This window comes from Salinarimonas soli, assembly GCF_008386575.1.
Taxonomy (GTDB): Bacteria; Pseudomonadota; Alphaproteobacteria; order Rhizobiales; family Beijerinckiaceae; genus Salinarimonas_A; species Salinarimonas_A soli.
This window is the reverse complement of sequence record NZ_VUOA01000011.1, coordinates 17,199-35,774: the sequence shown is the minus strand read 5'-3', so window position 1 is coordinate 35,774 and position 18,576 is coordinate 17,199. Positions and strand designations below refer to the sequence as shown.

The window sequence follows — 18,576 nt, the reverse complement described above, 5'->3', positions numbered from 1 at the left end:
CATCGATGCCGTCAAGAAGGCGCGGGGTGTCCATAGGCCGGGGCTCCTGGTCGTGGCGCCGGGGCGCCGCAACGTCATGTATAGAGAATTGGGCGCTCGTTCCAGCGCGCAAGGGGTTCACACGAATGTCGCAGGTCTGTAGAAAGGTTTCGCGCTGCGATCAACCGTGGCCGGCAACTCACCCCGCTTGAGCAAGCCTCAAGTCATCCGAACGATCTCCCATGCAGATGTGCGCCGTTATTGTCGCGGCTGGACGCGGACAGCGCGCCGGCGGCGGTGTGGCGAAGCAATACCGCCCCCTCGACGGGCGGATGATCCTGGCGCGCACCCTGGACTCTTTCCTGGAGCACCCCGCTATCGACCATGTCGTCACGGTGATCCATCCCGACGACCTGTCGCTCTACGAGGAAGCGGCGGCGGGATGCGATGCGGCCAAGCTCCACCCACCCGTCATGGGTGCCGAGACGCGCCAGGGCTCCGTGCGCGCGGGCGTCGAGGCAGCGGCGGCGCTCGGGGCGGGCTTCGTCCTCGTCCACGACGCCGCCCGGCCGTTCGTCTCGCCGGCCCTCATCGCACGGGCGGCGCAGGCCGCGCGCCAGCACGGGGCCGCGATCCCCGGCGTGCCCGTGACCGACACAATCGTGCCGCTTGCCGACGGCCGGGTCGCGGGCGCGCTGCCCCGCTCCGGGCTTCGCGCCGTCCAGACGCCGCAGGCCTTCCGAACCGACCTGCTGGCCTCCTGCCACGCCCGCGCGGCGGCCGAGGGCCTGCCGGACTTCACCGACGACGGCGGCCTCGTCCGCCATTACGGCCACGACGTGCACGTCTTCGAGGGCGAGGCCACGAACATGAAGATCACCGAGCCCGGCGACATCGAGGCCGCCGAGCGCCGCCTGAACCCCGGGCGGACCCTCATGACCCGCGTCGGCTCCGGCTTCGACGTCCATGCCTTCGGCGAGGGCGACCATCTCTGGCTCGGGGGCGTGCGGGTGCCCTTCGGGCGCGGCCTCATCGGCCATTCGGACGCGGACGTGGCGCTGCACGCCCTCACAGACGCGATCCTCGGCGCCCTCGCCGACGGCGACATCGGCACCCATTTCCCGCCCTCCGACCCGCAATGGAAGGGCGCCTCCTCCGACCGCTTCCTCGCCTTCGCGGCCGAGCGCGCGTGGGCGCGGGGGGCCGAGATCGGCTTTCTCGACCTCACGATCATCTGCGAGGCCCCGAAGGTCGGCCCCTTGCGCGAGCCCATCCGCGCCCGCATCGCCGCCATCTGCGCCGTGCCGGTCGACCGCGTCTCGGTGAAGGCCACCACCACCGAGCGCCTCGGCTTCACGGGCCGCGGCGAGGGCATCGCCGCGATGGCGAGCGCGACCTTGATGGTGCCGGGGTAGGGGGCGGGGCCGCTTCGCGGCGCCTTCTTGCGCTGGGTCCCGGATCTGCGCCTCGCTACGCGAGGCTTGTCCGGGAAAGTGGCGTAGAGGTTCTGGAGACCTCTGGGTCACCCTCCACCACTTTCCCGGACAAGAGGAGCGCAGCCGCAGGCGAAGCGGATTGCAGATCCGGGATCCAGCCTCGCATAAAGTCGCCGCGCAGCGGCTCGACTAATCCCGCCCCCGCAGCATCCGCTTCTCCAGCATCACGTGCACCCCCTTGTTGCCGTTGACCACCTGCGTGATGCGCAGGTCGGCGGCGAGGCTGCATAGGGCGTAGGCTTCCTGGCGGGTGAGGCCGGTGCGGGCCTCGATGAGGTCGAGCATCAGGCGCAGGGCCGTGGTGACGCAGGCGTCGAGGGTAGGGTCGAAGGCCATGGTGATCACGTGGGTCGGCGTCTCCGCCATGGGCCAGACGAGGCTCATGTCGTCGCGCACCACGAGCTCGAACGTCCCGATGAGCCCCGTCTCGATGGCGGTCACGCAGACCTCGCCGTCGCCCTGCACGCCGTGGCCGTCGCCCACCGAGAAGAGCGCGCCCTCGGCGTGGATCGGCAGGTAGAGCGTGGTGCCGGCGACGAGCTCCTTGTTGTCGAGGTTGCCGCCGTTGCGCCGCGGCGGCAGGGTCGATAGCGCGCCCCAGGACGGGGGCGGCGCCACCGCCATCACGCCGAAGAAGGGTTTTAGCTCGATCTCGAGCCCCCAGGGGAGGCGGCCCACGTTGCGCTCCCGGTCGAGGGGCAGGTGCATGACGTGGAACGCCTCGAAATCATCGGGCAGGGCGCCGCGCTGGGGTGCCGAATAGGTGAAGCCCCAGTCGTAGTGGAGCTCGATCTCCTTGATGCGCACCTCGAGAACCGCGCCCGGCCGGGCGCCGCGCACGGCCACAGGGCCGGTGCAGATGTGGCCTGGCAGCTTCGGGGTCATGGCGGCGTGGATCGCCGAAAGAGCAGGGGGGATGGAGAGACCGTTCGCAGGCATCATGTCGGGGCCGCCCGACACGGTGGAGAGCGTGACGGTGTCGCCGGACTCGACCGTCAGGACCGGCGGGAGGCCGGCATCGAAATAGCCCCAGTGGACGGTCTCGGGCGCAGCGTCGACGCGATGCAGGGCCATGCATGCTCTCCTTCGTGGACAGGTCCCGAGGGGTCGCAAGGGTGCGGCGCCCTGTCAACGGGGTGGTTTGGAACAATCCCGGGACAGCCATCCTCCTTGGGGATCTTGCCACGCCATCGCCACATACGGCCTTTACCGGATAGGGTTACCCTGCGTCAGCCTGAGGGTCTGTCATGCGTCAAGGCGATCTCAACCCGTCCCGGCTTCATCCGCGAAGCCCGGTGCGCCCCCTGATCCGAGCCCTCGTGCTGGCCTCCACGGTCGGCCTTGCGGGCCTGCTCTGGCAGGTCTGGCCCTTCGGAAGCCCGGCCTCGAGCCCCGCCATCGGCGCTCCCCGCAGCGCCGTGGTCCGCCCGGCCCCCGTCCCCCCGCCGCCGAGCATGCTGGCCCGGCGCGCCTCGCCAGCCCCCGTCGAGACGGCCCAGGCGACGCCTCAGGCCCCGCCCCCCGCCGCGGCGCCCCTGCCGCTCCCCGCCGTGAACGCCGAGGCCCCGCGTCCGCCCGTCGTCCTCGCCTCCGCCGGTCCCGACATCGTGGTGCCGCTGCCGAAGGACGAGCCGCTTCCGCCCGCCGCGCTCGCCTTCGCGGGCGCCGAGCCCAAGGCCGTGGTGCCGGAGGCCAAGCAACCGAAGCGCGCCGCCGTCGAGGCGCCCGAGACCACGGGCACGGTCACGCCTGAGAAGGCGCCGGTGCGCACGAAGCTGGCGGCCCGCACCGAGCCCGAGGAGGCGCCCCGCAAGGCGGCCGCGAAGGGCGTCGACCTCAACAAAGGCTCCCTCGACGAGCTGAACTCCCTGCGCGGCGCCGGCCTCATCGGCCGCGCCATCGTCCGCAAGCGCCCCTATGCCTCGACCGAGGATCTCGTGCGCAAGCGGGTTGTGAATCGCTCCACCTACGAGCGGATCAAGGGCCAGATCGTCGTGCGCTGAGCGAGGCCCGCGGCCTCGCTTCTCCTTCAGTGGATGCTCAGGGGCGAGCGGGCCGACATGGCCCGGCGCAGGCTTGCCTGAAGATCGCTGAGGCGCCGCATCACGGGCCCGCGCTCGGCCTCGCGCCGGCGGTGCAGGTCGCTCACGAGATGGGCCTTCACGGCGTCCGGGCCGGCCCAGCGGTCGAGGCGCTCCCGGTCGATGGCGAAGCGGGTTTCGATGTCGGCGAGAACCGCCAGGGCGGTCTGGACCTCGCCCGTGAGGGCGTCGTGGTCCTCGCCGGGCGACAGCGGCGCATGCCGGAGCGTCATGACGAATCCTCCTGTTTGTTGATTGCCCGCATCATACCAAAGTCGAGCCCGCACGGGAGGCGGCAGTCTCGCAGCGCACCACGGCTTGGCCGTAGGGTCATGGCGCGACGGCTATCGGCGGCTCCTCGGCGAGCGCCCGTCGCGCCTCCATGTGGCGGCGGGGCCAGTTGACGGCATCGACCGCGAGCAGGCGCCCGCCGTCCCGGTAGGCCACCGCGAAGGAGCCCGAGGCGGGGTCTCCCTCGACCTCGGCGTGGGTGTAGCCCGTCGAGAGACCGGCGATTTGGAGCTTGGCGTCGTACTGATCCGACCAGAACCAGGGCACCGGATCGTAGAGCGGGCTCTCGCCGAGCATCGCGGCCGCCGCGGCCTTGGCCCCGTCGACGGCGTTCTGCACCGATTCGAGGCGGATGCGGCGGCCGTAGCGGCGGCTCGGGAAGCGCGCCACGTCGCCCGCGGCGAAGATGCCGGGCGCAGAGGTTCGGCAGGCCTCGTCCACGAGGATGCCGTCCTCGACCGCAAGGCCCGCCTCCGCCGCAAGCTCCGCGTTGGGCAGGCCGCCCGTCGCGACGAGCACCATGTCGGCGCCAAGCGTCTCGCCGGTCGAGAGGCGAACGCCCGTGACCCGTTCGTCCCCTTCCAGCGCCTCCACGCCCGCTCCGGTGCGGATCGCGACCCCGTGGGTGAGGTGGAGATCGTGAAAGAAGCGGGAGACCACGGGCGACACCACGCGGCTTAGGAGCCGATCGGCGGCCTCGATCACGGTGACGGCAAGGCCGAGCTCGCGGGCCGTGGCCGCCACCTCGAGGCCGATATAGCCCCCGCCGACGATGGCGAGCCGGGCACCCGGCCGCAGCTCGCCCTGGAACCGCGCGACGTCGGCGCGGGTGCGCAGGCGGTGGACGCCCCCCAGCCCGGCGCCGGGGAGGGCGAGCGCCCGGGGGCGCGATCCCGTGGCGAGGAGAAGCCGCGAATAGGCGAGCCGGGTGCCGTCGGCGAGCCCCAGGCGCCGCTCGCGCGGGTCGATCGCGCGCGCCGTCGCGCCGAGCCGCAGATCGATCCGGGCCTCGGTGTAGAACGTCTCCGCCTTGAGCCCCAGGCGCTCGCCCGCAAAGCTGCCGGCGAGGTGCTTCTTGGAGAGGGGCGGGCGCTGGTAGGGCGGGTGCGGCTCGTCGCCGACGATCACGAGACCGCCGTCGAAGCCCCCCTGGCGCAGGCTCGCCGCGGCCTGCGCCGCCGTCTGCCCGGCTCCGACGATCACGATCGGCGCGTTCATCGCTTCAAACTCCACCCCAGCCCCGCGCTCATGTGCCGGGCGGCGGGGAAATGTAAAGGGCCCCGGCCCCGGGAACCTTCGCCGCGCGCCGCACGTCGTCCCGCGACATCGAGGGGGAGCCGGGCATGCGGGACGTGGTGTGGTGGAAGCGCGGGATCGTCTACCAGATCTATCCGCGCTCGTACCAGGACACGAACGGCGACGGCATCGGCGACCTGGAGGGCATCCGCCAGCGTCTCGACCATGTGGCGGACTTGGGCGTCGACGCGATCTGGATCTCGCCGATCTTCACCTCGCCCATGGCCGATTTCGGCTACGACGTGGCGGACTACACGGGCATCGAGCCGATGTTCGGGACGCTCGCCGACTTCGACCGCCTGGTCGCGGACGCGCACGGGCGGGGCCTCAAGGTCATCCTCGACTTCGTGCCCAACCACTCCTCCGACCGGCATCCCTGGTTCCTCGAGAGCCGGTCGTCGCGCCACAGCCCCAAGCGCGACTGGTACATCTGGCGGGATCCGCAGCCTGACGGCTCGCCGCCCAACAACTGGATCTCGCATTTCGGCGGCCCGTCCTGGACGTTCGACGAGGCCACGGGCCAGTTCTATCTCCACAGCTTCCTGCGCGAGCAGCCCGACCTCAACTGGCGCAACCCGGAGGTCCGCGCCGCCATGTATGACGCGCTCCGCTTCTGGCTCGACCGGGGCGTGGACGGGTTCCGGGTCGACGTGATCTGGCTCATGATCAAGGACAAGGCCCTGCGGGACAACCCGCCGAACCCGGGCTACCAGCCGCACCAGGCGGAGGCGAGCCGGCTCCTCCAGCTCCATTCGGCGGACCAGCCCGAGGTGCACGAGGTCATCGCGGAAATGCGGCAGGTGCTCGACGCCTACCCCGAGCGCGTGCTCATCGGCGAGATCTACCTGCCGGTGGAACGCCTCGTCACCTATTACGGGCGGGACGGCGGCGGGGCGCATCTGCCCTTCAACTTCCAGCTCCTGGAGACCGCCTGGAACGCCCGCGCCATCGCCGACATGATCCGCGAATACGAGGCGGCGCTGCCGCCCGGCGGCTGGCCCAACTGGGTGCTCGGCAACCACGACCGGCCCCGCATCGCGACCCGGGTCGGGGCGGCGCAGGCGCGGGTCGCGGCGATGCTGCTCCTCACGCTTCGCGGCACGCCGACCCTCTATTACGGCGACGAGATCGGCATGGCCCATGTGGAGATCCCGTCCGAGGCCGTGCAGGACCCTTGGGAGCGCAACGAGCCCGGCCTCGGCCTCGGCCGCGACCCCGTGCGCACCCCCATGCAATGGGACGCGGGGCCGGGCGCCGGCTTCACGACCGGAGAGCCCTGGCTCCCGCTCGGGCCCGATCACGCGACCCGCAACGTGGCGCGCCTTGCCGACGACCCGACCTCGATCCTCGCCCTCCACCGCCGCCTCATCGCCCTGCGCCGTGCCACGCCCGCGCTCGCGACCGGCGACTACGAGCCGATCGAGGCGGAGGGCTCGGTGCTCGCTTTCGCGAGGCGTCACGGGGAGACGCGGATCGTCGTGGCGCTCAATCTCGGCCCGGAGCCGGCGCGCGTGGGTCTCGGCGGCGAGGGCGCCCGCTTCGCCGTGCTCCTGTCGACGGGCCTCGACCGGGAGGGTGAGGTGACCGGCGCCGGGGTGGAGCTGCGGGGGGACGAGGGGCTTGTCCTGGAGGTGCGCGGCTGAAGGATGGACGAGGGGACGGGTGGGATCAGAAGTCCCTCCGATGATGTCCGGAGCGACCCCCCTCTCCCATGGGGAGAGGGGCCGGGGGTGAGGGGGTACCACGCTGATCCAGCGACCTCCCACCCCCTCATGCTGAGGCGCGAGCGGAGCGAGCCTCGAAGCACGCGCTACGCCTGCCACAGCCGTCCGGAGATCCCTGGAGCGCCCCCCGAGGCCCTGCTTCGCAGTGCACCTCAGAGCCTGCCCCTGCGAAGGCGGGGGACGAGGTCGGAAGATGGGAGACGCGCCCCCACCCGCCGCCCTACGCCGTCACGAGCCGCCGCTCCACGAGCCCCAGATCGGTGCGGCGCGTCCAGCGCACCAGCATGAGCACGGCCACCACCGCGAGCCCGCTCGCAAGCCCGATCCACACCCCGCTGCCGCGGAGCGCCGTCCCATAGGCGAGCGCCACGCCGAGCGGCGCGCCGACGCCCCAATAGCCCAGGGCCGCGTAAAGCATCGGCACCCGGGTGTCGCCCAAGCCGCGCAGCATGCCGGCGCCGACCGCTTGCGCCCCGTCGGCCACCTGGAAGAGCGCCGCGAACATCAGGAAGGTGAGGGCGTAGCCGATGACGGGGGCGTTTGCGGGGTTCGTGGCGTCGAGGAAGGCGCCGACGAGGGCGCCGGGCACCGCCACCATGACGAGCGCCATGAAGGTCATGAAGCCCGTGCCCAGCGTGAAGGCCGTCCAGCCCGCCCGCGCCACGCCGGCCGGGTCGCCGCGCCCGACCGCGTGGCCGACCCGGATCGTCACCGCCTGGCCGAGCCCCATGGGCACCATGAAGGAGAGCGCCGCGATCTGGAGCGCGATGGTGTGGGCGGCGAGCTCCGCCGTGCTCAAGGTGCCCATCACCAGGGCTGCGGCGTTGAAGATCGTCACCTCGAAGGCGAGCGTCGCGCCAATGGGGATGCCGAGCCGCAGAAGGCGCATGAAGCGCACCGGATCGGCGCGCCAGAAGCGGCCGAAGAGCCGGTAGCGGCGCATGCGCCGGTCGCGCAGGATCAGGAGGGCGAGGCCCACCGCCATGAGGCAGCAGACGATCGCGGTCGCGAGCCCCGCCCCGATGAGGCCGAGCCGGGGCAGGCCGAGACGCCCGAAGATCAGCCCCCAGGCGAGGACGGCATTGACGGGGAGCGCGGCGGCGCAGACCGCGAGCGCGAAGCCCGGGCGCCCCAGCGCCGCCACGTAGCTGCGCAGCACGAGATAGATCAGGAACGGCAGGAGCCCCCATTGCAGGATGCGCAAGTAAGCGCCCGCCTGCGCGGCGAGCCCGCGCTCCTGGCCGAACAGGAGGAGCAGCGCCTCGCCGTTCCAGAGCACGAGCCAGGCGGGGATCGAGAACGCGACGGCGATCCAGCAGCCCTGGCGTACGGTGCGGCGGATGTCGCGCACGGAATGGCGCCGGGCGCCGAGTTCCTGCGCCATCATCGGCGCCGTCGCCGTGACGAGGCCGATGCCGAAGATCATCACCGCGAAATAGAGGCTGTGGGCGAGCGCGCCCGCCGCGAGCGCCTCGGCGTCGAGCCAGCCGAGTAGCACAACGTCCACAGTGTTGAGGCCGTGCTGGGCGAGGTTCGTGAGGATCAGCGGCCAGGCCAGCGCGAAGGTGGCGCCAGCCTCCGCCCGCCACGGATGCACGGGCGCAGGGTTCGTCGATTGGAGCATGGGGGCTGTTTAGCCCCGTCCGGGGGCGTTTGGCACCCGGGATGACGCAGGGGAGGGATGCCCGGGGTGACGGAACGCACACGCGCTCGCGTGCACGGCCCGCTCAGTCGCGCCGCGGGCCGCCGAGGCGGTCGGGAGCTGTGGGCGGCTGGCGCGGGGTCACGTCGCGCATGCCGTCCGGGGCATGGGGATAGCCCGTCGGCGGATAGGCCTGCGGCGGGTGCACCGTCCGGTAGCCCTGGTAATAGCTCACGTCCACGCGGCCGGCGCCGCCCACCGCGCGGGAGAGGATCCAGCCGAAGGCGAGGATCACCACGGAGACGAAACCCCAGATCGCGAGGATCGCGAACAGGCCCAAACCCTTCACGGCGTTGACCACCCAGGCCACCGCCGCGCCGGCCGTCGGATCGACCGCGATGGAGCCCACTCCGCCGGCGGCAAGACCGCCGACGAAGTCGAGAAGCCCGTAGGCGCCCCACGCCAGGAGGGACCAGACCGCGACGGCGGTCCAGGCCAGGGCCAGAACCGCTCGCCTCACCGCCGCCTCTCGTCGAGCCTCACCGCCTCGCCGTCGATGACCTGCGGGCGCATCTGGCCGGTTCCCTCGAGGTGGTCGACGACGATGCGCAGGTTGCGCATGTTGGCCTTGAACGCCACGTCGAACAGGTCGCCCACGAAGGGCACGGCGCCGATCGCGGTGTCCACCGCGACGTTGCCGACCATGCGGGCGATCTTCCAGGCCGGCAGGCCGAGCTGGCGCGCCTCCCAGATGATGTAGCTCGACAGCGCGGCCGAGACGAGGTCGCCCACCACGGGCACGAGGCCGAGCACGGCGTCGATGCCGACGGTGCGGTTCGTCCCCGGGATGGTGACGGCGCTGTCCATCAGCCGCGCGATCGTCGAGATGCGCATCACCGCATCGGCGCGCGTCGGGCCGGCGGCCTTGATGGCGTCGAAAACAGGCGTGGGATGAACCCTGGGCATCAGCATCTCCGGCGCGGCGCCCGCACCCTGCGAAAGCGCATCGCGTCCCCCCTGATGTGGCCCCGGGCGCACCCCCCTGCAAGGGCCGCGCAGCTCCCCGCCGCGGGGCCTCCGGGAGCGCCGATTTTAACGATGATGCCGACAAAGCCGCGCTTTGCGTGAACGAAACGCGAGGGATGGCGTTCGTACGGCGAAGCTTTCCCGCAAGGGCCGGCCCCCGCGCCGGCCTCCCGTTCGACATCGCCGCCCGGAGCCCTCCGCGCGGCCCATCCCGACGGCCGGTCAACGGTCGCGCCCGCGCCTTTGGGGGTGCTCAGCGTGAAAGGTGTACCCCGATGCTTCGACCCGCCCTCGCGCGCCGGCTCCAACGCCGCCGCCGGACGCTCCCGCAGATCTGGCTGGCCTGGCTCCGCCTGAGCCTCGTGATGGGGGCTGCGATGACGGCAAGCTGGATGATGCTCGGCGGCAAGGCACGGGCGGAGGACAGCGCGCGGTGGATCGAGGTCGCGGCGGCCGAGGAGCCGCCCACCACGGGCTCCATCGCCCAACCCTCGATCGACGGCTTCGCCGGCGGGGTGGCGAAGGGCGCGATCCTCGTGCGCGACGGCACGCCCACCCGCTGCCTGCCCGGCGACCTCAAGGCGGTGCTCGCCGACGTCACGGCCCGCTTCGGCCCTGTGACCCTGGAATCCACCCACCGTCCGCGCTCGGTGAACCGGCGCAAGGGCGGCGCACCCAACTCCCTCCACATCGCCTGCCGCGCCATCGACTTCCGCGTTCGCGCCCGCACGGCGGGGCTGATGGCGTATCTGCGCTCCCGCCCCGAGGTCGGCGGGCTGAAGGCCTATCGCAACGGCATCATCCACATCGACGACGGCGAGCGGCGGCGGTGGTGAAGGGGGCCAGGACTCAGCTGCCGCGAAGCGGCTCCGCCCTCAAGACGCCAGCACCGCGCCGTCCGCCGTCGCGCGGCCGGGGCGGGCGGGGGCTTCCTCGTTGAGGTGGCAGGCGGAGAAGCGGCCCGGCGCGATCTCCTTGAGGGCGGGGCGGTCCACCTTGCAGCGGGCGAAGGCGTGGGGGCAGCGCGGGTGGAAGTGGCAGCCCGACGGCGGGTCGAGGGGAGAGGGGATCTCGCCCTTGAGAGAGGAGAACTTGCGCTTCTTCGCGACCAGGCGCGGCACCTCGTCGAGGAGGGCCTGGGTGTAGGGGTGGTTGGGGGCGCGGAAGAGCTCGTCCGTGGGGCTGAGCTCCACGATACGCCCGAGATACATCACGGCGACGCGGTCGGAGATGTGCTCCACGACGCCCAGATCATGGCTCACGAAGACGTAAGTGAGGTTCAGCTCGTGGCGCAGCTTCATGAAGAGGTTGAGCACCTGCGCCTGGATCGAGACGTCGAGCGCGGCGGTCGATTCATCGCAGACCAGCACCTGCGGCTTCACGGCGAGCGCCCGGGCGATGCCGATGCGGGCGCGCTGGCCCCCCGAGAACTGGTGCGGGTAGCGCGGGCGCGTCGAGGCGTCGAGGCCGACGCGGCCCATGATCTCGGCAACATAGGCCTCCTTGTCCCGGGCCTCGACGAGCCCGTGCACCACGGGCGCCTCGCCGATGATGTCGATCACCCGCAGGCGCGGGTTGAGCGAGGCCATCGGGTCCTGGAAGATCATCTGCACGGCGAGATCCGTGGCCCGGCGCTCCTTCCCCCCCATGCGCGCCACGTCCGCGCCGCGATAGAGCACGCGGCCCTCGCTCGGGTCCATGATGCCGGAGATCACCCGGCCGAGGGTGGACTTGCCGCAGCCCGACTCGCCGACAAGGCCCACCACCTCGCCCTCGGCGATGGTGAGGTTCACGTCGTCGACGGCGCGCACCACCTGCGCCCGCAGGCCGGCGCCAAAGAGGTTCGCCACCTTCTCGGCGGCGTCGAGCGGCTTGACGAAGCGCTTCGAGACGGTCTCGAGGGTGAGGATCGGAGGGGTCATCGGGGGCTCGTCGGAGAGGGGGGCGGGCCGGATCACGCGGCGGCGGATTCGGGCGCGGGCACCGGATGGTGGCAGCGGGCCATGCGGTCGCCCTCGTATAGGGTCGGGCCTGGCATGTCGGCCCGGCAGGTGGCGGTGGCGCGCGCGCAGCGCGGGTTGAATGGGCAGCCCGGCGGCACGCGTGCGAGGGATGGCGCCATGCCGGGGATCTGGGCGAGCGGCACGCCGCGCCGGTTGCGGCTCGGCACGGAGCCGATGAGGCCGTTGGTATAGGGGTGGATCGGCGCGTCGAGCACGCCCTCCACGGGCCCGGTCTCGACGATGCGGCCCGAATACATCACGGCGATCCGGTCGGCGAGGCCCGCCACCACGGAGAGGTCGTGCGTGATCCAGACCATGGCGGTGCCGTGATCGGCGGCGAGCGTCTGCACCTCGGCGAGGATCTGCGCCTGGATCGTCACGTCGAGCGCGGTGGTGGGCTCGTCGGCGACGAGGACGGCGGGGCGGTTGAGGAGCGCGGTCGCGATCGCGACGCGCTGGCGCATGCCGCCGGAGAACTGGTGCGGATAGGCGTTGAGCCGCTCCTCGGGGGAGGGGATGCCCACCTGCGCCAGGGCCTGGCGCGCCCGGTCGCGGGCCGCCTTCTCGGAGACGGATTCGTGCGCCCGGATCGCCTCGATCATCTGCGTGTCGATGCGCAGCACCGGGTTCAGGGTGGTCATCGGGTCCTGGAAGATCATGGCGATCCGCTTGCCGCGGATGGCGCGCAGCTCCCGCTCCGAGCGGCCCACGAGCTCCTCGCCGAGCAGCTTGATCGAGCCCGAGGCGATGCGGCCCGGCGCGTCGATGAGGCCCATGACGGCAAGCCCCGTCACGGACTTGCCCGAGCCGGACTCGCCCACCAGCCCCAGCACCTCGCCCGCGTGGACCTGGAAGGTGACGCCGTTCACGGCGGTCAGCTCGCCCTCGCGGGTGCCGAAGGAAACGACGAGGTTGTCGACGTCCAGAACCGGGATGGCCATCGCGGGGTCCTTCACTTCGAGAGGCGCGGGTTGAGCACGTCGCGCAGCCGGTCGCCGACGAGGTTGATGGCGACGATCACCACGACGAGCGCCACGCCGGGGAAGGTCGAGATCCAGTACTTGCCCGAGAGGAGGTACTGGTAGCCCGTGGCGATGAGCATGCCGAGGGAGGGCTCGGTGACGGGCACGCCCACGCCGAGGAAGGAGAGGGTGGATTCGAGCGCGATGGCGTTCGCCACCTGCACGGTCGCCACCACGATGAGGGGCGGCAGGCAGTTGGGCAGGAGGTGGCGGAACACCACGCGCCAGCGCGGCAGCGCGAGGCAGCGCGCCGCCTCGATATATTCGCGCCGCTTCTCGACGAGCGCGCTGCCGCGCACGGTGCGGGCGTAATAGGCCCATTTCACCACGACGAGAGCGAGGATCACCTTGTCGATGCCCCGCCCGAACACGGCGAGCAGCACCAGGGCCACGAGGATCGCCGGGAAGGAGAGCTGGAGGTCGACGACCCGCATGACGAAGGACTCGACCCGCCCGCCCACATAGGCCGCGAGCACGCCCACCGACGCGCCGACGATGGAGGCGATGATCGTGGCGGCGGCCGCGACGCCGAGCGAGATGCGAAGCCCGTAGAGGATCGCCGAGAGCATGTCCCGGCCCTGGTTGTCGGTGCCGAGATAGGCCACCGTGCCGCCCGCGAGCCGCTCGCCCGGCGCCAGCATGTTGTCCATGATGTCGAGCTGGGTGAGGTCGTAGGGGTTCTGCGGCGCGATCCAGGGGGCTGCGAGGGAGCCGAGCACCGCGAGCACGAGCACCACGAGCCCGACGACGGCGGAGGGGCTGCGCAGGAAGGTGGCCGCGTGCCGGCGCAGCAGGCTCTCGCCGCGGTCGAGGGGGGCGGGCGGCGCGGCGCGGGCGGCCTCGGGGGCGAGATCGGTGGCGGGGGCGATGTCGGACATGGCGGGTCAGCCTTTCGCGTCGGACAGCCGCACGCGCGGGTCGATGGCGGCGTAGAGGAGATCGACGACGAGGTTGATGACCACGAAGATCACCACGGTCATCATGAGGTAGGCGACGATGATCGGCCGGTCGAGGCGGTTGATGGAGTCGATGAGGAGCTTGCCCATCCCGGGATAGGCGAAGACGGACTCGGTCACGACCGCGAAGGCGATCATGGAGCCGAGCTCGAGGCCCAGCACCGTCACGACGGGGATCATCATGTTCTTGAGCACGTGCACGCCCACGATGCGCAGGGGCGACAGGCCCTTGGCGCGGGCGAAGCGGATATAGTCCTGGAGCATCACCTCACGGGTGCCGGCCTGCGCGACGCGCACCACGAGGGCCGCCTTGTAGAGGGCGAGCGTGACGGCGGGCAGGATGAGGTGCTTGAGCCCCTCCCAGGTGAACATGGCCGTCTTGAAGCCGAGCACCGAGGCGGTGGGCCCGCGCCCGCTCGCGGGCAGGAGCTTCAGCTCCACGGCAAACAGCAGGATCAGCATGAGGCCGATCCAGAAGTTCGGCAGCGAGAAGCCGAGGATCGAGCCCGACATGATGGTGCGGCCGAACCAGCTCTCAGGCTTGAGGCCCGCCAGGACGCCCAAGGGAATGCCGATGAGGATCGAGAACACGAGGCCCACCAGCGCGAGCTCCATGGTGGCCGGCAGGCGCTCCAGGATCACGTCCACGGCAGGCGCGTTGTAGACGAAGGAGCGGCCGAGGTCGCCGTGGAGCGCGTTCCAGATGAACACGCCGAACTGCTCGTAGAGCGGCCGGTCGAGGCCGAGGCGCGCGGTGATCGCCGCCCGCTCCTGCTGGTCCGCGTCGGGGTTGGCGAGGATGTCCACCGGGTTGCCCACCGCGTAGACGGCAAGGAACACGAGGGTAGCCATCACGGCGACCACGAGCAGCGACTGGCTGAGGCGTCGGATCAGGTAGACGAGCATCGGGCGCGCCTTCGGGGTTCTTGGCGGTGGATCGTCGTTCCCCTCCCCCTTGCGGGGAGGGGTTAGGGGTGGGGGTCGGGACGCCACCCGCGGCCAGCCCAGACGGGGGCTGTACGAGCGTGCGTTCTCCCTGCGTCCCCGCCAGCTCCGACTTTGCGACCCCCACCCCCAGCCCCTCCCCGCAAGGGGGAGGGGAGAGGCGGGAGCGCCGGTCTTCAGGTTCCCGGGCTCACCTCGGTGGCGAGCGTGTACTGGTCGATGCGGGGCTTGTAGCTCAGGCCCTTGCGCACCGCCCACGGCGTCACCTCGAAGTGCAGCGGGATGAGCGGATAGTCGCTCATGGCGAGCTTCGAGGCCCGGCGCAGGATCGCCTCGCGCTTGGCGTCGTCGACCGTGGCCTGCGCCTCGACGATGAGCTTGTCGAGCTCGGGGTTCGAGTAGCGGCCGCGGTTGGTGTGGCCCATGCCCGTCTGGGTGTTCATGGTGGCCACGAGCGCCACGAGCGGGTTCGCCATCTCGCCCGAATCCGCGCCCCAGCCCGCGAGGTAGAGCGAGAACTCGTACTTGTTGCGGCGGGTGAAGAAGGTGGAGGCGGTCATCGCGTCCACGTTCACCTTGATCCCGACGCGGCTCAGCATCTGGGCCACCGCCTGCGCGATCTTCTCGTCGTTGATGTAGCGGTCGTTGGGCGTGCCGAGGGTCACCTCGAACCCGTTCGGGTAGCCGGCCTCGGCGAGGAGCTTCTTGGCCTGGTCCGGATTGAACGTGTCGGCCTTCATGTCGGGCGAGGTGCCGAACAGGGGCGTGGGCAGGAGCTCGCCCGCCGCCACCGCAACGCCGCCCATGATGCGCTCGACGATGGCCGGCCGGTTAATCGCCTTGGAGACCGCCTCGCGCACCCGCTTGTCGAGGAAGGGGTTCTTGTCCGTGCCCTTGATGCCCGGCGTCTTGTACCCGTCGCCCTGGAACTGGTCCATGTGCAGGTAGATGATGCGGTTCGAGATGCCCTGGACGATCTGCGCGCCCGAGGCCTTGATCCGGTCGAAGTCCTGGATCGGCGGCGTCTCGATGATGTCCACGTCACCCGCGAGCAGGCCGGCCACGCGGGCGCCCTGGTTCGGCACCGGGCGGAACACCACGCGGTCCCAGGCGGGCTTGGTGCCCCAATAGCCGGGGTTGCGCTCCAGCACCACCTGCTGGCCCCGCGTGTAGTTCGCGAGCTTGTAGGGACCGGTGCCGATCGCCTTCGCGGGATCGTTGAAGTCCGCCGACTTGGGCGGCGTGCCCATGTCCTTGCAGCCCTTGGGGTCGTAGGAGACGTTCTGGGCGCCGTTGAGCTCGGACGACAGGATGCCGAGCGTCGCGAGGTTGTTGGGCAGGAGCGGCGAGGGCGCCGCCATCTTGAAGATCACGGTCTGCGGATCGGGCGTCTCGACCGCGTTGATGCCGCGGGTGAACACCGTGAAGGACGAGGGCGAGTTCTCGACCGTGGGGACGCGGCAGAGCGTGTAGATCACGTCTCGGGCCGTGAAGGCCATCCCGTTGGAGAACTTCACGTTCGGACGAAGCTTGAACTCCCAGTCCGTGTCCGAGATCGGCTTCCAGGACAGGGCCAGCTCGGGGATGTTCTTCTGGTTCTCGTCGTTCGAGATCAGGCCCTCGAAGATGTGCTTCCGCAGGGCGTTGTTAGGCCCGACATTGTGGAAGTGCGGATCGATCGAGGTCGCCTCGGAGGCGAGGCCGATCTTGAGCTCCTGCGCCTGCGACGGGGCGGCGACGGCGAGAAGCGCCGAGCCGAGGCCCGCGACGGCCAGCCGTTTCATGTCGTGCTTCACTCTGGTCTCTCCTCTGGTGTCTTTGGGCGATCGTGCGCCGCCCTTGGGTGTTCCAGCCCCGCTGCCCTTTCGTCAAGGCGTGAAGCTTGGGCTTGATCGGCGATGGAACCAAGCTAATATGCGCCCTCAACATTGTCACCACACAAACGCATCAGAGAGACTGATAGAACTATGCGTGACGAGAACGACGACGAGGGGGGGCGCTCCTCAAGGCCGAGCGTACGCGAGCTCGAGGTTCTGCATGCCGTGATCACCACCCGCAAGACCACCGCGGCGGCCCAGCGCCTGGGCGTCTCGCAGCCCGCGGTGTCTCGCGCCATCGGCGCCCTCGAGGCCCGGCTCGGGCGGGACCTCTTCGTCCGGGATGGCGGCCGGCTCGTCCCCACCGCCGACGCCTATGCTCTCGACGCGGAGGCAGCCCCCATCTTCGCGGCGCTCGCGCGGCTGGAGGACTGGCCCCGGGCGCCGAGCGCCGGGAGCCTTCTGCGCATCATGTCGTCGCCCACGATCACGCACGCCTTCCTGGCGCCGCTGATCATGCGCTTCCTCGCCGCCGAGCCCGACACCCGGATCCAGATGGAGATCGGCCGCTCGAACGACGCGGTCGCGGCGGTGGCGGACGGGACGGCGGATCTCGGCGTCGCCGACGTGCCCGTTGTGCACGCGGGCGTTCGGGCCGAGCCCTTCCGGCAGTCGGTCGCCCACGTGATGATGCCCGCCGACCACCCGCTCACCGAGCGCGAGGTGATCCGCCCGACCGACCTCGACGGGGTGCCGCTCGTCGCCGTGACCCGGCGCTTCTCCGCCCGCGCGCGGGTCGAGCGCGCCTTCGCCGACCAGGGCGTGGAGCCCCGCATCGTGATCGAGGCCGGCACGCTGCAGTTCCTCGCCGAGACCGTGAAGGCGGGCCTCGGCGTCGCGGTGATCAACCCGTTCCCCATCGCCTACGTGACGGGATCGAGCCTCGCCTTCCGGCCGTTCGAGCCCACCATCGACTACGAGACCTCGTTCCTGTTCCCCGCGACCGGCGGCAACCTGCCGGTGGCCCGGCGCTTCGTAGACTTCGTGCGCCAGGCCCAGATGTCGCTGGTGCCGGCCTCCTGAAGCAAACCGACGCCCCGTTCCCTGGAGCCCCGCAATGGACCTGGACAGGATCGTCTCGATTCTGTCGACGCTGGTGGCGTTCGACACGACGAGCCGCAACTCGAACCTCGCGATCATCGACTGGATCGAGAGCTACCTGACCCCCCGCGGGTTTCGCTGCGAGCGCATCTACGACGCGACGGGCACGAAGGCGAACCTCCTCGCCTCGATCGGGCCGGAGGACGTGCCGGGCTACGTGCTGTCGGGCCATACCGACGTGGTGCCCGTGGACGACCAGGTCTGGACGAGCGACCCGTTCGTGCTGCGCGCCGACGGCGGGCGGCTCTACGGCCGGGGCGCCTGCGACATGAAAGGCTTCCTCGCGGTCTGCCTCGCGGCGGCCGACGCCATGGCGGAGAAGCCGCTTGCCGCGCCCCTGCACCTTGCCTTCTCCTACGACGAGGAGGTGGGATGCGTCGGCGCGCGCGGGCTCGTGGAGCGGCTGGCGGAGCGCGCGGTGCGGCCCCAGGCCTGCTTCGTGGGCGAGCCGTCGGGCATGGGCGTGGTGATCGGGCACAAGGGAAAGCGCTCGGTCCAGGCCCGGGTGCGGGGGCTCACCTGCCATTCCTCCCTCGCGCCCGAGGGCGTGAACGCGGTCCATTACGGGGCGCTCGTGGTGGCCGAGATCCAGCGCATCGCGGACGAGCTCGCAGAGAGCGGCGCCCGCGACGCGCTCTACGACGTGCCCTTCACCACGGGCCATGTCGGGGTGATGCGGGGCGGCACGGCGCTCAACATCGTGCCCGATTCCTGCGAGATCGTGTTCGAGTTCCGGGCGGTGGGCGCCGACGATCCCGACGCCCTCGTGGCCCGCGTCGTCGAGCACGCCCGCACGCGCCTGGAGCCCCGCATGCACGCGGTCGATCCCGCGACGGGGATCGATTTCGAGACCTACGCGGGCTTCCCGGGCCTCGACACCCCGCCCGACGCCCCCGTCGTCACCCTCGCCAAGACGCTCGCCGCCCGCAACGAGCATTCCAAGGTCGCCTACGGGACGGAGGCTGGTCTCTTCTCCGAGATCGCCGGGATCCCGACCGTGATCATCGGCCCGGGCTCCATCGAGCAGGCCCACAAGGCCGACGAGTGGATCGAGACCGCCCAGCTCGAAACCTGCGCCCGCTTCGTCGCCCGCATCGTCGAGCGCGCGCGGGGCTGAGGGGAATGGAGCCGCCACCC

At 71.2% G+C, this 18,576-nt stretch carries 17 protein-coding genes; 6 read left to right on the top strand and 11 right to left on the bottom strand.

What is annotated here, in order from left to right; translation table 11 throughout:
* Positions 1 to 221 precede the first annotated feature (221 nt).
* Complete coding sequence (locus tag F0L46_RS05515; RefSeq protein WP_149816054.1) at positions 222 to 1,394, top strand: bifunctional 2-C-methyl-D-erythritol 4-phosphate cytidylyltransferase/2-C-methyl-D-erythritol 2,4-cyclodiphosphate synthase; 1,173 nt, start codon at positions 222 to 224, stop codon at positions 1,392 to 1,394.
* Positions 1,395 to 1,604: 210 nt separating this feature from the next.
* Here the strand turns inward: F0L46_RS05515 and F0L46_RS05510 are convergent, their stop codons facing one another.
* A complete protein-coding gene (locus F0L46_RS05510) occupies positions 1,605 to 2,549 on the bottom strand; it encodes an acetamidase/formamidase family protein (RefSeq protein WP_149816053.1) in 945 nt (314 codons plus the stop codon).
* 173 nt (positions 2,550 to 2,722) lie between these two features.
* On the opposite strand from F0L46_RS05510, the gene F0L46_RS05505 reads away from it, so the two are divergent.
* Positions 2,723 to 3,478: a helix-hairpin-helix domain-containing protein gene (locus F0L46_RS05505; RefSeq protein ID WP_240539881.1), complete on the top strand. Its 756-nt coding sequence runs from the start codon at positions 2,723 to 2,725 to the stop codon at positions 3,476 to 3,478.
* 26 nt (positions 3,479 to 3,504) lie between these two features.
* On the opposite strand, the gene F0L46_RS05500 is transcribed toward F0L46_RS05505, so the two are convergent.
* Together F0L46_RS05500 and F0L46_RS05495 are read right to left on the bottom strand one after the other, a co-directional pair.
* On the bottom strand, positions 3,505 to 3,789 hold the full coding sequence (locus tag F0L46_RS05500; protein WP_149816052.1) for a hypothetical protein: 285 nt from the start codon (positions 3,787 to 3,789) through the stop codon (positions 3,505 to 3,507).
* Between the two features lie 97 nt (positions 3,790 to 3,886).
* Positions 3,887 to 5,065 (bottom strand): NAD(P)/FAD-dependent oxidoreductase, encoded by a 1,179-nt coding sequence (locus F0L46_RS05495; RefSeq protein ID WP_149816051.1) that lies wholly within the window; start codon positions 5,063 to 5,065, stop codon positions 3,887 to 3,889.
* Between the two features lie 125 nt (positions 5,066 to 5,190).
* Here F0L46_RS05495 and F0L46_RS05490 point away from each other — a divergent pair, with 125 nt between their 5' ends.
* Entirely contained in the window at positions 5,191 to 6,786 is a 1,596-nt protein-coding gene (locus tag F0L46_RS05490; RefSeq protein WP_149816050.1) for an alpha-amylase family glycosyl hydrolase, read from the top strand.
* A 301-nt stretch (positions 6,787 to 7,087) separates the two neighbouring features.
* Here F0L46_RS05490 and F0L46_RS05485 read toward each other — a convergent pair whose 3' ends face one another.
* The 3 genes from F0L46_RS05485 to F0L46_RS05475 all read right to left on the bottom strand — a co-directional run bounded on the left by F0L46_RS05485 (position 7,088) and on the right by F0L46_RS05475 (position 9,475).
* Positions 7,088 to 8,491, bottom strand: a complete 1,404-nt coding sequence (locus F0L46_RS05485; RefSeq protein WP_149816049.1) for an MATE family efflux transporter — start codon at positions 8,489 to 8,491, stop codon at positions 7,088 to 7,090.
* 103 nt (positions 8,492 to 8,594) lie between these two features.
* Positions 8,595 to 9,029 carry a hypothetical protein gene (locus tag F0L46_RS05480; protein ID WP_149816048.1) on the bottom strand — a complete coding sequence of 145 codons (435 nt, stop codon included), beginning with the start codon at positions 9,027 to 9,029 and terminating at the stop codon, positions 8,595 to 8,597.
* Positions 9,026 to 9,475: a DUF4112 domain-containing protein gene (locus F0L46_RS05475; protein ID WP_240539880.1), complete on the bottom strand. Its 450-nt coding sequence runs from the start codon at positions 9,473 to 9,475 to the stop codon at positions 9,026 to 9,028. Before F0L46_RS05475 ends, F0L46_RS05480 begins: the two co-directional genes overlap by 4 nt.
* 335 nt (positions 9,476 to 9,810) lie before the next feature.
* Between F0L46_RS05475 and F0L46_RS05470 the strand changes: the two genes are divergently transcribed.
* Positions 9,811 to 10,371, top strand: coding sequence for a D-Ala-D-Ala carboxypeptidase family metallohydrolase (locus F0L46_RS05470; protein WP_188311865.1), 561 nt, complete (start codon positions 9,811 to 9,813; stop codon positions 10,369 to 10,371).
* 39 nt (positions 10,372 to 10,410) lie between these two features.
* Here the strand turns inward: F0L46_RS05470 and F0L46_RS05465 are convergent, their stop codons facing one another.
* The 5 genes from F0L46_RS05465 to F0L46_RS05445 all read right to left on the bottom strand — a co-directional run bounded on the left by F0L46_RS05465 (position 10,411) and on the right by F0L46_RS05445 (position 16,245).
* The gene (locus F0L46_RS05465) at positions 10,411 to 11,457 is read right to left on the bottom strand and encodes an ABC transporter ATP-binding protein (protein WP_149816045.1); all 1,047 of its coding nucleotides are present in this window, start codon (positions 11,455 to 11,457) and stop codon (positions 10,411 to 10,413) included.
* Positions 11,458 to 11,489: 32 nt separating this feature from the next.
* A complete protein-coding gene (locus F0L46_RS05460; RefSeq protein WP_149816044.1) occupies positions 11,490 to 12,479 on the bottom strand; it encodes an ABC transporter ATP-binding protein in 990 nt (329 codons plus the stop codon).
* Between the two features lie 11 nt (positions 12,480 to 12,490).
* Complete coding sequence (locus tag F0L46_RS05455) at positions 12,491 to 13,438, bottom strand: ABC transporter permease (protein ID WP_149816043.1); 948 nt, start codon at positions 13,436 to 13,438, stop codon at positions 12,491 to 12,493.
* Between the two features lie 6 nt (positions 13,439 to 13,444).
* The gene (locus tag F0L46_RS05450; RefSeq protein ID WP_149816042.1) at positions 13,445 to 14,422 is read right to left on the bottom strand and encodes an ABC transporter permease; all 978 of its coding nucleotides are present in this window, start codon (positions 14,420 to 14,422) and stop codon (positions 13,445 to 13,447) included.
* Positions 14,423 to 14,637: 215 nt separating this feature from the next.
* Positions 14,638 to 16,245: an ABC transporter substrate-binding protein gene (locus F0L46_RS05445; protein WP_149816041.1), complete on the bottom strand. Its 1,608-nt coding sequence runs from the start codon at positions 16,243 to 16,245 to the stop codon at positions 14,638 to 14,640.
* 183 nt (positions 16,246 to 16,428) lie between these two features.
* Here F0L46_RS05445 and F0L46_RS05440 point away from each other — a divergent pair, with 183 nt between their 5' ends.
* Positions 16,429 to 17,361 (top strand): LysR family transcriptional regulator, encoded by a 933-nt coding sequence (locus tag F0L46_RS05440; protein WP_149816040.1) that lies wholly within the window; start codon positions 16,429 to 16,431, stop codon positions 17,359 to 17,361.
* Between the two features lie 34 nt (positions 17,362 to 17,395).
* Complete coding sequence (gene argE / locus F0L46_RS05435) at positions 17,396 to 18,556, top strand: acetylornithine deacetylase (protein WP_149816039.1); 1,161 nt, start codon at positions 17,396 to 17,398, stop codon at positions 18,554 to 18,556.
* The last annotated feature ends 20 nt before the right edge of the window (positions 18,557 to 18,576 follow it).

What these genes read in the sequence shown, in the direction of transcription:
- F0L46_RS05470 (WP_188311865.1), top strand. Translation starts at nt 9,811, where the DNA reads ATGCTTCGACCCGCCCTCGCGCGCCGGCTCCAACGCCGCCGCCGGACG.
- F0L46_RS05485 (WP_149816049.1), bottom strand. Translation starts at nt 8,491, where the DNA reads ATGCTCCAATCGACGAACCCTGCGCCCGTGCATCCGTGGCGGGCGGAG.
- F0L46_RS05465 (WP_149816045.1), bottom strand. Translation starts at nt 11,457, where the DNA reads ATGACCCCTCCGATCCTCACCCTCGAGACCGTCTCGAAGCGCTTCGTC.
- F0L46_RS05490 (WP_149816050.1), top strand. Translation starts at nt 5,191, where the DNA reads ATGCGGGACGTGGTGTGGTGGAAGCGCGGGATCGTCTACCAGATCTAT.
- F0L46_RS05450 (WP_149816042.1), bottom strand. Translation starts at nt 14,422, where the DNA reads ATGCTCGTCTACCTGATCCGACGCCTCAGCCAGTCGCTGCTCGTGGTC.
- F0L46_RS05475 (WP_240539880.1), bottom strand. Translation starts at nt 9,475, where the DNA reads ATGCCCAGGGTTCATCCCACGCCTGTTTTCGACGCCATCAAGGCCGCC.
- F0L46_RS05445 (WP_149816041.1), bottom strand. Translation starts at nt 16,245, where the DNA reads ATGAAACGGCTGGCCGTCGCGGGCCTCGGCTCGGCGCTTCTCGCCGTC.
- F0L46_RS05440 (WP_149816040.1), top strand. Translation starts at nt 16,429, where the DNA reads ATGCGTGACGAGAACGACGACGAGGGGGGGCGCTCCTCAAGGCCGAGC.
- F0L46_RS05515 (WP_149816054.1), top strand. Translation starts at nt 222, where the DNA reads ATGCAGATGTGCGCCGTTATTGTCGCGGCTGGACGCGGACAGCGCGCC.
- F0L46_RS05505 (WP_240539881.1), top strand. Translation starts at nt 2,723, where the DNA reads ATGCGTCAAGGCGATCTCAACCCGTCCCGGCTTCATCCGCGAAGCCCG.
- F0L46_RS05495 (WP_149816051.1), bottom strand. Translation starts at nt 5,065, where the DNA reads ATGAACGCGCCGATCGTGATCGTCGGAGCCGGGCAGACGGCGGCGCAG.
- F0L46_RS05510 (WP_149816053.1), bottom strand. Translation starts at nt 2,549, where the DNA reads ATGGCCCTGCATCGCGTCGACGCTGCGCCCGAGACCGTCCACTGGGGC.
- F0L46_RS05460 (WP_149816044.1), bottom strand. Translation starts at nt 12,479, where the DNA reads ATGGCCATCCCGGTTCTGGACGTCGACAACCTCGTCGTTTCCTTCGGC.
- argE (WP_149816039.1), top strand. Translation starts at nt 17,396, where the DNA reads ATGGACCTGGACAGGATCGTCTCGATTCTGTCGACGCTGGTGGCGTTC.
- F0L46_RS05500 (WP_149816052.1), bottom strand. Translation starts at nt 3,789, where the DNA reads ATGACGCTCCGGCATGCGCCGCTGTCGCCCGGCGAGGACCACGACGCC.
- F0L46_RS05455 (WP_149816043.1), bottom strand. Translation starts at nt 13,438, where the DNA reads ATGTCCGACATCGCCCCCGCCACCGATCTCGCCCCCGAGGCCGCCCGC.